The sequence below is a fragment of the Pseudoalteromonas thalassia genome (genome assembly GCF_049257215.1).
Lineage (GTDB): Bacteria > Pseudomonadota > Gammaproteobacteria > Enterobacterales > Alteromonadaceae > Pseudoalteromonas > Pseudoalteromonas lipolytica_C.
This window is the reverse complement of sequence record NZ_JBMMUE010000003.1, coordinates 23,280-36,632: the sequence shown is the minus strand read 5'-3', so window position 1 is coordinate 36,632 and position 13,353 is coordinate 23,280. Positions and strand designations below refer to the sequence as shown.

The following is a 13,353-nucleotide window of genomic DNA, read 5'->3' as shown; positions in this document are numbered from 1 at the left end:
CTTATAGCCCTTTTTTTGTATTTGTTATATTTGAATCGAAGTGGCGAAAAAGGCTTATGCCTTTAACGCTTTATCACCACGACCAATACCAACCGCGCCAGAGCGAACTACTTCAATCAAATCACTTTCATGACGTAATGTATCAAGGAAGGATTCAACCTTCTCTGTGCTCGCTACAAGCTGCAGAGTATAGCTGTGACGGCCCATATCTAAGATAGCCCCTTGGAATACATCAACAACTCGTGTAACAGCAGCACGTGTATTCTCATCTTGTGCGAATACTTTAACTAATAACAGTTCACGCTCAATATGTGCCATCTCAGTTAGATCGATAATTTTTAGTACATCGACTAGCTTATTAACTTGCTTGGTGATTTGCTCAACAATACGATCATCACCCATGGTGGTAATGGTAATTCGTGATAATGAATGATCGTCAGTTGTACCAACAGTCAAACTGTCGATGTTATAAGCGCGTTGTGAAAATAAGCCAACAATGCGCGATAGTGAACCAGGTTCGTTTTCTAATAAGATTGATAAAATACGGCGCATTATGCTTTTACTCCTTTACGTAACCACATATCATCTACAGCCCCTAGCTTAATTTGCATTGGGTAAACATGTTCTTTTTCATCAACACAGATATCTAAAAATACCAGTCTGTCGTTTATCGACATGGCTTTTTCAATAGCAGGCTGTAGTTCATCAATATGATCAACGCGAATACCTACATGGCCATAGCTTTCTACTAATTTTACGAAATCTGGAAGTGATTCCATGTAAGAAGATGAGTGACGTCCTGAATACATCATATCCTGCCATTGACGTACCATGCCTAATGAGCGGTTATTCAACGACACAACCTTTACTGCTAAATTGTATTGTAAGCATGTTGATAGCTCTTGAATGTTCATTTGGATTGAACCATCACCAGTTACACAGATTGACTCTTTGTCAGGAAAAGCAAGCTTAACACCCATTGCCGCTGGTAGACCAAAGCCCATGGTGCCTAAACCACCAGAGTTAATCCATTGGCGCGGATGTTTAAATGGATAATATTGAGCTGCAAACATTTGATGCTGGCCTACGTCAGAGCTGATGTAAGCATCGCCACTGGTTGCTTTGTAAATTGCCTCGATAACTGCTTGTGGTTTGATTTTATCGCCATCTGTGCTGTAGCTAAGGCATTTTTGCTCACGCCAGCTGATGATTTGTCGCCACCAATCTTCTTGCGCAGAACGGTCTATCGATATTGAGCTCTTATCAATAGCCGTTTGTAATTGTTCGAGTACGGTCTTTAAGCAGCCAACAACCGGGATATGCGCTTTAATTGTTTTAGAGATTGAAGTTGGATCGACATCAACATGTACTATGGTTGCATTTGGGCAGAATTTTTTAACGTTATTCGTAACCCGATCATCAAATCGTGCACCTAGCGCTAAGATCACATCCGCGTTCGCCATGGCTTTATTTGCCTCAAGGCTACCATGCATTCCTAACATGCCAATAAAGTTAGGGTGGGTACCGCTGATACCGCCTAGGCCCATTAAGGTGTTAGTGATTGGTGCGTTTAATGATTCAACCAAGTGAGTTAGTTGCTCAGAGGTGTTTGATAAAATAATACCGCCACCAGAATAGATCACTAATTTCTTCGCTTCTAAAATTGCTGTGACAGCTTTACGAATTTGTTTTGAATGACCTTTGGTATTTGGATTATAAGTACGTAGTTCAGTTGTTTTTGGAAACTCAAAAGGAAACTTAAGCTCAGGGTTTAACATATCCTTTGGTAATTCAACCACAACTGGGCCTGGGCGTCCGGTGCTCGCTAAGTAAAATGCTTTAGCTAAAATAGTAGGGATATCTTTTGCGCTGCGACAGTTGTAACTGTGTTTAACGATTGGACGAGAACAACCAACAATATCTGTTTCTTGGAAAGCATCGTCACCAATTAAACCTGTAGGCACTTGCCCAGAAAGCACCACCATAGGAATAGAGTCCATATAAGCGGTTGCAATACCGGTAATACAGTTTGTTGCACCCGGACCTGAGGTGGCAAGAACAACACCAACGTCACCTGTTGCTCTGGCATAGCCATCGGCCATATGTGTTGCGGCTTGCTCATGTCGAACTAAAATATGCTCAATATCTTCTTGCTGAAATAACGCGTCGTATAAATCAAGTACAGAACCACCAGGGTAACCAAAAATATACTTTACATTCAATTCTTTAAGTGCCCGAACAACTAGTTCGGATCCATTATATTCTGTTGTACTCATCCTCATTCCTCTGTGTGTGCAAGCATAAATGCATAAAAAAACCCCCGCATAGGGCGGGGGTTTTTTAAAAAGCGTGCTTTCACCTTTTAATAGACTCCCGCTGGGCTTGTAACTAAGACCAGTACGAGTACATTGACGACTAAAAGGTGACGGCTAATATTCATTGTTTATTAATTTCTTCTAAAAATCACAGCCGACTAGAAGGCTGTTGTTTAAAAAATGTTAGATGTATTTTTAAGTGTTTTAGAAACTGATGTCAACCGCAAAAGTGTTATTTTGCATTAATTTTTCTATATTTTCATTTTTGTATGTTTTTATTGCAAATTAAAGTGTGGTTTTATGTTTTTGCAGGTGTAACTATGCATTAAATTGATTGTGTGATGAATGTTGAGCTTTGCATATAGATAATGCGTACTTATCACTGATACGCATAACTTAGCCTAGTAAAATCCACTTTTTAAAACTCTTTTAATAAGACACCCACTTTAACTTTTACTTACAGCCAATACGCGACTTAACTAAACAAGACACCCAGTTTTATTTTTCAATCGTAATTAACAATCTATATGGTCTTTAACTAAAAGAGCGTGTGGATATTAAGGTATGAATAATATTTGCCCACTAAAATGCAAATTAACACTAAAAATGATGGATTTAGTTTCTTCTTGGACACAATTTGCTAAGAATTAGTTGTAAAGAGTGATTACCTCAGGTTTGCAACGAGGTTGTGATCTTTAATTATGTTCTGGAGGTTTAATTTATAATTAAGCAAATAAAGCTAAGCTGTTAGTAATTGAACTTCTTCGCTTTCGTTTCATGTTATTTGCATAAGCCGTGATAGCTTGCTCTTTACCTGCAGTATTTTTAAATGAGCGGGTAAAGGAAGTGGTGAGTGTAAGCCAATTATCAGAGCAGATATTTAATCTTTCTAATATAGGTGCTGCATCTAGGGGGATTACACCAGGTTTACCTTCTCTTATAGAATGGCCAGTCCAATCAATAAGTTGCAAATAGGTTTTAAGTTCAAATGGGAGTCCTTTAGGCATATGTTTGCGTAGTTTACCTGCAAAGCGCATAAGTGTTTTCGGTTGCTTTGCTTTTTGAGCTTACTCAATACGTGACTTTATACTGGTGTAGTCTGATTGCTCTGGTAAATTAGCTGCTTTTGCTCTCACAGGGTTCAAGTCAACATAAGCAAGGCAAGCTGCAAGTGCTGCGTCATCAAGCAAGGCTTGCGATTTAAAGCGACCTTCCCAAAAGCGCCCTTTGCAATCATCTTCTTGATTCGCTTTTCGTGCGATGCTCTCATTAAGAACACGCATAAACCAACTAATACTACTTAGCCTTTCTCGATATAAATTAACTCTGTCATTAACTGCCGAGAGCTCTGCTTGTGTTAGTAATTCGCCATTTAAGAAGCGTTGGCATAGGAATGTACTGTTGAATAACTTGTGCCACCTAATCAAAATAGCTTTATTACTTAAACGCTTCGCTTTTGCTATATCAATGTGCAGAACCAGATGTGTGTGATTACTCATTACTGCGTAGGCGCAAATATCAATACAAAATATCCGACCAAGTTGAAGTAGTTTCTTTTCAACCCAATCCCGCCTATGTTCATATGAGCGGCCTGTTAGTGGGTCATGCCCACACAAAAAAGCGCGACGAACGCAGCGTGAAATACAGTGATAATAGGGTGTGTTTGAAACGCTAATTAAGTTTCTGCGAGGGGTTGCCATGTTCTTCTCCTCCATGAGTGAACTATGTAAGTTTAGTCATAATTTTGAGAAGTGAGAACTATTAAGTTGGGTGTCTAGTTTTATGTGTGTGTTATGGATGTCTAATTAATGTGGCTGTTCAATTAATATGGATGTCCAATTAATTGAGGGTATAAAAAAGCCAGTCTTAGACTGGCTTTGGGTAGGGAGTGTTTAAGGGTTAGGTTGTCTTAAGCCCTAAACAATTATTCTCTTATAGACGCTCAATTACAGCTTGAGTGAAGTCTGTAGTTCCGTGGCTGCCGCCAAGGTCACGCGTTGTGCGGTCACCTGTTTTGATAACATCTGCAACTGCACTGCGGATGCGCTCTGCAGTGTCAGCCATACCTAAGTGCTCTAGCATTTGGATTGATGCTAAGATCACTGAAGTTGGGTTTGCAAGGTTTTTACCTGCGATGTCTGGTGCACTACCGTGAACTGCTTCGAAGATAGCTGCATCTTCACCAATGTTTGCGCCAGGAGCCATACCAAGACCACCAACTAGACCAGCACATAGGTCAGATAAGATATCACCGAATAAGTTTGTAGTAACGATTACATCAAACTCATCTGGAGTCATAACTAGTTTCATACATGTTGCATCAACAATCATTTCTGTTGATTCGATTTGCGGGTAACGCTCAGCTACTTCACGTGCAACTTTTAAGAATAAACCAGATGTTGATTTAAGGATGTTAGCTTTGTGAACAGCCGTTACTTTTTTGCGGCCTTCACGTACTGCTAACTCGTATGCAAAAGTTACGATTTTTTCTGCACCTTCACGGGTGATTTTTGACATTGCTTCTGCTTCGTTACCATCTTCAGATACAACTTGGCCAAGACCTGAGTACATACCTTGTGTGTTTTCACGAACAGTGATGATGTCGATATCATCGTAACGAGCTTGTGTACCTGCAAATGATTTAACAGGACGAACATTAGCATATAGGCCAAACTTTTTACGTAAAGTCACGTTGATTGAAGTGAAACCTTCACCAACTGGTGTAGTTAATGGGCCTTTTAAAGTGATCTTGTTACGCGCGATTGTGTCGATTGTTTCTTGCGGAAGTAACTCACCAGTTTTTTCTAGGGCAGCAAGGCCAGCATCAACGAATTCATAATCAAAATCGCAACCTGCAGCTTCAAGGATCTCAAGTGCTGAATCAATAATGCTAGGACCAATGCCGTCGCCTTTGATCACTGTGATGGTTTGTTTAGCCATTTACTTTTCCTATTTATGAGTAGATAAACACGTAAACTCGTCGCGAAATAGCATGCGATTTACTTGTTAGAAGGTTTACGTGGATGTGTTTGAAAATTTAAGCGGCTTTTATAGCAATTTATTCAGCTTTTTACCAGTTTATCCTGTGAATACTGACTATAAACAGACTAAAGTTCATATTTATTTAACGTTTTCGCACTTTTTAACAACACATTCTAAAAATTGTCTGCAAACTCGCAATTTTTCAAATATGCATAAAAATTAGCTTTTGAGTCCCAACCAGCAGCCGATAGGCTGTCGAAAATGATTTGCTCTTGCCAGCTGCTAAATAAAGCTTTTGGTTGAAAAACATAATAAGTAAATAATTTAATAGCTATCCAATGTTTCTCATTTATGGTGAGTTGCTGTTTTTTGTGTTGTTCACTAGCCAGTAAATGTTGAGTCCAGACGTTGTCACCAATTAGCTGATTTAAATATTCAGTCAATAGGGCTTGATCTAGTTGATTCACACCAAATAGGCAGGCCAATGGTGGGCTAATAACATGCTCTTCGGCTTGTTCAAATATAGTTTTTCGAGACAGGCTCGTAGCTTGATATTCGCAAAGGTATAAAACGTAGGCATATAATGGCAAGCTAACGTGTTCAAATTGCACTGAGTCAGAGTGTTTAAACAATGCTTGAATAATCCGCACCATATTTTCAAGTCGTTTAGAAATATGCTGAAACAGTGGGTGAGTAGTTGTTGCTACTAAGCGTTGAAACAATACTTTCTGAATGATTGCCGGTGCATTGTCGTATCCAACCATCGATAAACAATGACGCAAGTCTTTGGCTCTTTGCTGCTCTTTATTATAGGGCTTAGCGGCAATTGTAAGTTGCGTAATTAATTCAGGGTAGGGACTTAACAGCTTATTTAAACCACGATAGCTGTATTCTTTTGAGACTTTTAAGTCACTAATTAATGCTAAGTATTGCTGTCTGCGTTGCTGATTTATAGGTGGTGGTTCTGTAAAATTGATGTTCTCACTAAACCATACGGTGTAGAGCAAACGCGTGTCTTTACATGTTCTTTGTTTGTCTAAAATGCTTAAATTAGCTTTGATGCGATGCCAGCGTACTTTTTCTGGGCGGCTAGCATCGACTAAAATATGCCTACCTTGCTCATCGGTGGTTAAATAGATAAGAATGCGTTCAGCGTAATTTACTTCACTTGCTGGAATGTATGGGCCTATGTGCGCAATGAGCGCCTTTATTGCATTTTGAGCAAACTCATTAGGTGTACGAAGATAAATATCAGCCAATGCTTTATGTATACTAATATGCCCACCAGATTCACGATAAGTGGTATTCATGGCGATAATGTTAGCTAAAGCTACAAGTGTTGTTGCTCCGTCATAAATCATAATTTTTGGCGCACTTAAAAGTGCTTGTTTGTATTTATTTAACCGCGCTAATAAATGCTGAATAGATAATGTATGAGGACCTGAGCTTTGCAGTAATTTTGCAGCAAGCTGGTGACGACTCTGCCAAAGTTTTTTATCTTGTAATGTTAGCTTTTCACAGGCAGCTAACTTATTGCTTTGAGTTTGTACGCACAGGTAATTAGCTAAACAGCAGCTAATAATTTGTTCACTAATTGCTTGGTTGTAATTTAGGCTGCGACATAGAATACAAGCAATAACGCATTGGTTTACAACTAAATTTGTTGTGTAGCCATGATTAGGAACATATAAGCTAAGTTGCGCTTGCATACCCTTTGGGCAGGCTTGGTAGATTAAGTAATATCGCTCAGCAAGGTTGCTTAATAAAGGATAAATTTGCGACCATTTCTGCTTTTGATAATAAAGCTTGAGCAACTGGTGCGTACTATCAAATAAGCGTGCCAACTCACGAGGCGTCACGTTTTCCATCATAAGCGGTTAGGTTTCTTGTTGATAGCTTTCATAGGCACTTGGTCCCCACAATACTAATTGACCATTTTTAAACAGCAAGCCAGTGCACTCATCTATCGTTGTAATACCATCCGATTTTACGTGTTGTGTGCGGTAAAAAATGATTTGCCAAACATTATCTTCGACTCGTTTAGCATAGGTTAGATCTGGGCTGCCTAAGTAATCAAGTACGGCGTTTAAGTTTTCAGGCTTATCGATAGATAGTTTCGAGATGTAACGTTTATTAAAAGCTTCACGGTCTTGCCAGATCATGGCTTGTGGGTCATCTTTATAAAAAGTGATCACAAGAGTGGCGATAAGTGCATAAACACCTAAACCCAGCACCAGATATTGGAAAACCTTTTTAAACATGTGTAACTCTTTAAAATTAACGCGAATTTGCAGTATACGCTGTGATATCCAAGTGCGCTACGAGATTGCGATTAATTGAGCCTTAACTGCTTTAAACTAAAGCCTAAGTGAATATCTGTGCGTAACATCACAAGATTTTTCGAAATAACAAACATATCCATCTCATCGTTCAATTTGCGCTTTACTGAAGGGTTTAGTTCATCGTCGTTGATTGCTGCTGCAATTGACTCATACTCATTTACTAATTGCTGCGCAGTTTTGTTACCAATACCTTTCACGCCGGGTATGTCATTGGTTTTATCACCAGCTAAAGCCCAAAAATCAGCGAGTCGATGCTTTGGAACATTAAAGCGCTGTTTAATGTCGTCGGCTTCAAGATACTGTTTTTTGAAGTAATCATAAATAGCAATCTGCTCAGATAAAAATGGTAAAAACCCTTTATCTGTAGAAACGATAGTAGAAGGTACATCATTAGTCGCGGCTTTATGTGCCAGCGTGGCAATTATATCGTCAGCTTCATCATTGTTAGGTGAAAACACCACAATGCCTGTTTGTTCAATGGCTTGTTTAAAAAGCGATAAGTTTTGTTTCAGGGTATCTGGCATCGGTGAGCGAGTGCTTTTGTACGCCTCATAGTAGTGATAACGCCAGCTTTTTTCACCATCAAACACAGCAATCGCGTGAGTAGCATTAGTTTGCTGACGTAACTTTTTACAAGCATGTGCCACGCGGGCACAGCTTGCTTTTATCATATGTTCTTCACTGTGATGACTCTGATTACTATCAACAGCATAGATGCGCCTAATAAGATTTAACGCATCTATTAAAAGTAACTGGGTTGTCACATAGTCTCCTGTTAAGCTTTTATCTCATAGCAAGGAATATACTTACTACCGGGTAATTTCATTCGCCCTTGCTCAACAAAAGCAGCAAGTAGTTTATCCATATCAGCCATTAATGCAGGCTCACCACTTAATACAAATCGGCCATGTTGCTTGATGGCTTGCAAGCCTTCGTCTTTAACATTACCAGCCACAATACCTGAAAACGCACGGCGTAAATTAGCGGCTAGTTGCTGAGTCGGCTGATCTAAGTGTAAATCCAAACTCGCCATATTGGCATGAGTCGGTGCAAACGGCTGTTGAAAATCATTATCGATTTTTAGCGTCCAGTTAAAGTAGTATGCATCACCTTGACTCTTGCGGTATTCACGCACTTCAGCCATTTTTGATTTGAGTGTTTTGCCAACTCGCTCTGGGTCATCGATGATCACTTCAAACTTATCAAGCGCCTCTTTACCAAGCGTTTTCTCAACGAATTTACACAGCTCAATAAAGTAATTTTCACTCTCTCTAGGGCCAGTTAAGATCACAGGTAAAGATTGTTTTTCGTTTTCAGGGTGCAGCAAAATACCTAAAAGATATAACAGCTCTTCTGCGGTACCCGCGCCACCTGGGAAAATAATAATGCCATGAGCTGTACGGATAAACGCCTCTAAACGTTTTTCGATATCAGGCAAAATCACTAATTCGTTTACAATTGGATTAGGTGGCTCAGCGGCAATAATACTTGGTTCAGTTAAACCTAAATAACGATTATTAGTAATACGCTGTTTGGCATGGCCTATCGTCGCGCCTTTCATTGGGCCTTTCATTGCACCTGGGCCACAACCTGTACAAATGTTTAAGCCACGAAGCCCAAGCTCATAGCCAACTTGCTTGGTGTATTTGTATTCGACTTCGTTTATAGAGTGGCCACCCCAGCAAACTATCATGCTCGGATCGCTATTGACTCTTAGTGCACCTGCATTCCTGAGCATGTCAAACACCATATGAGTTATGGCTTTTTGCTCAGTTAAATCTTTTTCGTATTTTTGACAAATAAATAGAATATCGCGAATAACCGAGAAGATATGTTCATGAATACCAGTGATAATTTCGCCATCGACAAAGGCTGATTCGGGTGGGTTTTCAAGTTCAATTTTAATCCCGCGTTCGCGGCTCAATAAGCGAATATCGAAATTTTCGTATTTGTTGTAAATTTCAGAGCTTGAGTCAGTGTGGCTGCCCACATTAAGAACCGCGAGCACACAGTTCCTAAATAATTTATAGCGCTCGCTGGTGGATGATTGTTCGAGTAGATCAACTTCTAGTTGCGATAGTAAATCCAGTACACCTGTAGGATTCAGTTGTTTTAACATAAGCACTCTCCTGGCTCGTCAATGAGCCTTTATCATTGTGTGTCAAAGACCTTACTAACAAGATGAGGCCTTTATTTGCTAATGCAAACTTTATTTCGTCCCTCGTTCTTGGCTTTGTATAGTGCTTCGTCTGCACGGTCAAAGGCAATCAGTGGGGTATCACCTTTTTTCAACTGGGTTGCGCCAGCAGAAATGGTGATTTCTACTTGCTTATCTTTGAATTTAAATGGAATACCCTGAATTGTCTTACGCAACTTTTCAAGTGGAGCTGCTGCACTTTCAAGTGACATACCGCTCATTAGTAACACAAACTCTTCGCCACCGTAACGGGCAATAAAGTCTGATTTACGTATTGATTTTTGTAGTGCTTTAGCGATGACTTGCAATGTTTTGTCACCGGCACTGTGGCCATATTGGTCATTAATTGATTTAAAATGGTCTACATCAATTACTACAAATGTCACTGCCGACTCTTGTAGATCAAATAATTGAAACTCTTGATTAAACCGTTCATCAAACGCTGCGCGGTTGGGTAATTTTGTTAAACCATCTAGCAAACTTTTAAATCGCTGTTCATTTAAGCGTTGTTTATAAGTTGAAAGTTTAGTTTCTAAATGGCTAATACGGCTATTGATATCGTTAAAGCTAGCGAGCAAGTTTTCTCGCTCCGTTTGCTCTAGTTTTTCTTTGGCAATTAAATCATCACTTAAAGATTTAAGTTCTTCTTCTACTAATTCTTTAAGTGATGTTATTGAGGTAGCCTGCTGAGTTTGCGTATGAAGATTCTTAATTTTTGCTTCAATCTGTTTGTTCAGCGAATCGTATTCTGCGCTAATCGACTCTGAGTGTTTACTGGTTGAAACAATAGAGTGATGTAAATCTTCAATAGTTTGATTTAATGAGATTAAAAAGCTTTGTGCAGATTGACGCTCTTTACTCATATTACGCGTGATGATGGTGATAATACTCAGCGCAGAATCAAGTAAATCGTCAACACTGTCATTATGAGTGATTTTGCTTTTAATTATATTTATTTGCTCTGCACTTTCATCCTCGAGCACAAGCTCATTAGCAAGAGACAGCAGCTCAGACGCTAACTCAGGTTTGATTAATGCCTCGGCTTGACTACTTTTAGCGAGCTTTGCTTGAAGTGCTTGGTGATAAATAGTAACCAGCTTAGACAATAAAGGTATAAAGTCATGATTAGACTGTATATTATTCAATTCGTGGTCAAGCAGATAACGCAATGTTCGACGGGCATTATCAGGTAAACCTTGGACTTTTTGTAATTGTTTACCTGCATCAGTGATGCTTTTGTTAAGCTCGCGTTGTTGAGCCATTTGCTTGGTTTCTTGTTGTTTTAGAAGACCAAGTACATCATCTATGAAAGGTGTTAGTAATTCAAAATTAACACCTTTTTTTAGTGCGTTTCTAAATTTGGCTAAACGGTTATCTAGCTCAATGTCTAGCCCTTTACAGCTGAGCGACAGTTTTGCCGCAAACTGTGAAAGCACTTCAACTTGATGTTTGCGTGCATCTTCGACCACTGTGCGTGCGTCGATAGCCTGCTTTAACTTTTTATTAAGAACATCATGCTGTTGCTGCACCTAGTAATACCGCCGTCAAGATTCAAATTATCTATAGGGTAAGTTTACAACAAATTAATACGAAATGTAGGTTCCAAGTCAAAAACTTAGTTAATTTGTATATCAAACCTGTTGCAATGGCTGTTTATCGGTTTTTAATTCACATTTTTTCTCGCAATTGTTAGGCTTGTCCGCAATTTTAAAAGTAATAAAAAGAGTTGTTATGAAAAAGTTTTTGGCACTGTCAATTTTGGCAGCGTGCTCAAGCAGTGTGTTTGCAGATGTAAACTATTCACTGTCGATTACTGAGCCAGAGCATCATTTAGGTAATGTGAGTGTTGAGTTTCCTGAAACTGCACAAGCACATTTAGATGTTAAACTTCCCGCTTGGCGTACTGGTCGTTATGAAATTTTGAATCTTGCTAATGGCGTACGTTTTTTCGAAGCAAAAGATGATGACGGCAAGCCATTAAAGTGGGAAAAAATTGATCACAGCACGTGGCGTGTTCACTTAAACGAGCCAACTCAAGTCAATGTAGATTACCAAGTTTACGCTAACGAGCTAGGTAAACGCGCTCGTCATATTGATGACAGCCATGCATTTATTGATGCATCTGGCTTTTTCATGTTTAGTGAATCATTCCGTCAAGACCCGGTAACCGTAAAATTAAACGTACCAAAACAATGGCGCTCAGTATCGGGTATGGAAAATGCGGGCTCTAAACATAGCTTTAAAGCCGCTGATTACGACATTTTAGTTGATTCACCAATCGAAAGTGGTATCAATGAGCTACACAAGTTCACCGTTGATGGCCGTGAATACGAATTAGTTATTTGGGGCGATGGCAACTACGACGTAGATCAAATGCTAACTGACCTTAAAAAGCTAGTGACAACTGGCAATGTAATTTGGGACGGTTACCCATATGAGCGCTATGTATTTATGGTCCATGCTACGTCTGGTGCCGGTGGCGCAACAGAGCATTTAAACTCTACGATTATCCAGCGCCCACGTGACCGTTTTGGTTCTCGTAAAGACTACCTTGCGTTTATCAGTACTGCAGCTCACGAATTTATTCATACTTGGAACGTTAAAGCATACCGTCCAAAAGGTATTGCTCCATACGATTACACCAATATTAACTACGCTAAAACATTATGGATTGCAGAGGGCTCAACCAGCTACTTTGAAGATCACTTAATGGTTCGCTCTGGAATTGAAACAACCGATGAGTTTTTTGGTACGTTAACGAAAACGATTAATCGTCACTTACAAACACCGGGTCGCGAAGTACAAAGCGCAACCGAAACCAGTTTTGATAAGTGGATCAACCAAGGCGGTGACCACGCTCGCAACTATAGCACCAATATCTATTTAGAAGGTTCATTGATCTCAATGGCGCTTGATATTGATTTGCTAGAAAAAAGCGATGGCAAAATCAGTTACCGCGATGTTCACCGTGAACTGTACAACAAGCATCGTTTACCTGATGGTTTTACGCCTGATGATGTTAAAGCGATTTTAAAAGAACTTACAGGTCGTGATTACAGTGCTTGGTGGCAAGCAAATGTGGATGAACCAGCAGTTATCGATTTTGATTTGCTACTTGAAAAAGTGGGCTTAGGTTTAATTCGCCCAGAAGACGCTAAATCAGTACCTAGTATTGACTCGTTTGCTAAAAACAGCGGTGAGTTATTAACCCTAACTCATGTTCGTCGTGGTGGCGCTGCATGGCAAGCAGGCTTAACTACAGATGATAAAATCGTTGCGTTTAACAAAAAGCATGTTGGTAAAGACTTAACAGCCAGCCTTGAAACGTTTAAAGCAGGCGACACAGTGACTGTTGATTTTATTAGACGTGATGCATTACAAAGCACAACGCTAACACTGAGCGAAGACTTTGATAAAGAGAAAAAGGTCAAAGCATTAAAAGATGCAACACCAGCTCAAATGGCATTGTTTAAAGCGTGGATGGGCGTTGACCACCCAAACCTAGCAAAATAACTCG

General features: G+C 39.6%; 9 protein-coding genes and 1 pseudogene. 1 reads left to right on the top strand and 9 read right to left on the bottom strand.

All coding sequences use genetic code 11. The features are described 5' to 3' along the window. Window positions 1-54: 54 nt before the first annotated feature. The 9 genes and pseudogenes from ilvN to AAEU31_RS04815 form a co-directional block, all read right to left on the bottom strand. Window positions 55-552: an acetolactate synthase small subunit gene (gene ilvN / locus AAEU31_RS04855; RefSeq protein WP_135926385.1), complete on the bottom strand. Its 498-nt coding sequence runs from the start codon at window positions 550-552 to the stop codon at window positions 55-57. Continuing rightward, the gene (locus AAEU31_RS04850) at window positions 552-2,276 is read right to left on the bottom strand and encodes an acetolactate synthase 3 large subunit (protein ID WP_421966623.1); all 1,725 of its coding nucleotides are present in this window, start codon (window positions 2,274-2,276) and stop codon (window positions 552-554) included. The genes ilvN and AAEU31_RS04850 overlap by 1 nt, the downstream gene beginning before the upstream one ends. Before the next feature lie 764 nt (window positions 2,277-3,040). Next, window positions 3,041-4,015, bottom strand: a pseudogene (locus AAEU31_RS04845) (transposase). 232 nt (window positions 4,016-4,247) lie between these two features. Beyond that, window positions 4,248-5,255, bottom strand: a complete 1,008-nt coding sequence (locus tag AAEU31_RS04840; protein WP_130052654.1) for an isocitrate dehydrogenase — start codon at window positions 5,253-5,255, stop codon at window positions 4,248-4,250. Between the two features lie 215 nt (window positions 5,256-5,470). Continuing rightward, complete coding sequence (locus AAEU31_RS04835) at window positions 5,471-7,168, bottom strand: hypothetical protein (protein WP_421966622.1); 1,698 nt, start codon at window positions 7,166-7,168, stop codon at window positions 5,471-5,473. Window positions 7,169-7,174: 6 nt separating this feature from the next. Beyond that, on the bottom strand, window positions 7,175-7,558 hold the full coding sequence (locus tag AAEU31_RS04830; protein WP_075594547.1) for a DUF3192 domain-containing protein: 384 nt from the start codon (window positions 7,556-7,558) through the stop codon (window positions 7,175-7,177). Between the two features lie 71 nt (window positions 7,559-7,629). After that, entirely contained in the window at window positions 7,630-8,403 is a 774-nt protein-coding gene (xni, locus tag AAEU31_RS04825; protein WP_199527752.1) for a flap endonuclease Xni, read from the bottom strand. An 11-nt stretch (window positions 8,404-8,414) separates the two neighbouring features. After that, window positions 8,415-9,758, bottom strand: coding sequence for a nucleotide 5'-monophosphate nucleosidase PpnN (gene ppnN / locus AAEU31_RS04820; RefSeq protein WP_138557705.1), 1,344 nt, complete (start codon window positions 9,756-9,758; stop codon window positions 8,415-8,417). 71 nt (window positions 9,759-9,829) lie between these two features. Then, window positions 9,830-11,365, bottom strand: coding sequence for a GGDEF domain-containing protein (locus tag AAEU31_RS04815; protein WP_138557704.1), 1,536 nt, complete (start codon window positions 11,363-11,365; stop codon window positions 9,830-9,832). Window positions 11,366-11,567: 202 nt separating this feature from the next. Here AAEU31_RS04815 and AAEU31_RS04810 point away from each other — a divergent pair, with 202 nt between their 5' ends. Further along, window positions 11,568-13,349, top strand: coding sequence for a M61 family metallopeptidase (locus AAEU31_RS04810; protein ID WP_421966621.1), 1,782 nt, complete (start codon window positions 11,568-11,570; stop codon window positions 13,347-13,349). The last annotated feature ends 4 nt before the right edge of the window (window positions 13,350-13,353 follow it).

Excerpts from the sequence above, each read along its gene's own strand:
- ilvN (WP_135926385.1), bottom strand. The coding sequence starts at position 552 with ATGCGCCGTATTTTATCAATCTTATTAGAAAACGAACCTGGTTCACTA.
- AAEU31_RS04850 (WP_421966623.1), bottom strand. The coding sequence starts at position 2,276 with ATGAGTACAACAGAATATAATGGATCCGAACTAGTTGTTCGGGCACTT.
- AAEU31_RS04840 (WP_130052654.1), bottom strand. The coding sequence starts at position 5,255 with ATGGCTAAACAAACCATCACAGTGATCAAAGGCGACGGCATTGGTCCT.
- AAEU31_RS04835 (WP_421966622.1), bottom strand. The coding sequence starts at position 7,168 with ATGATGGAAAACGTGACGCCTCGTGAGTTGGCACGCTTATTTGATAGT.
- AAEU31_RS04830 (WP_075594547.1), bottom strand. The coding sequence starts at position 7,558 with ATGTTTAAAAAGGTTTTCCAATATCTGGTGCTGGGTTTAGGTGTTTAT.
- ppnN (WP_138557705.1), bottom strand. The coding sequence starts at position 9,758 with ATGTTAAAACAACTGAATCCTACAGGTGTACTGGATTTACTATCGCAA.
- AAEU31_RS04810 (WP_421966621.1), top strand. The coding sequence starts at position 11,568 with ATGAAAAAGTTTTTGGCACTGTCAATTTTGGCAGCGTGCTCAAGCAGT.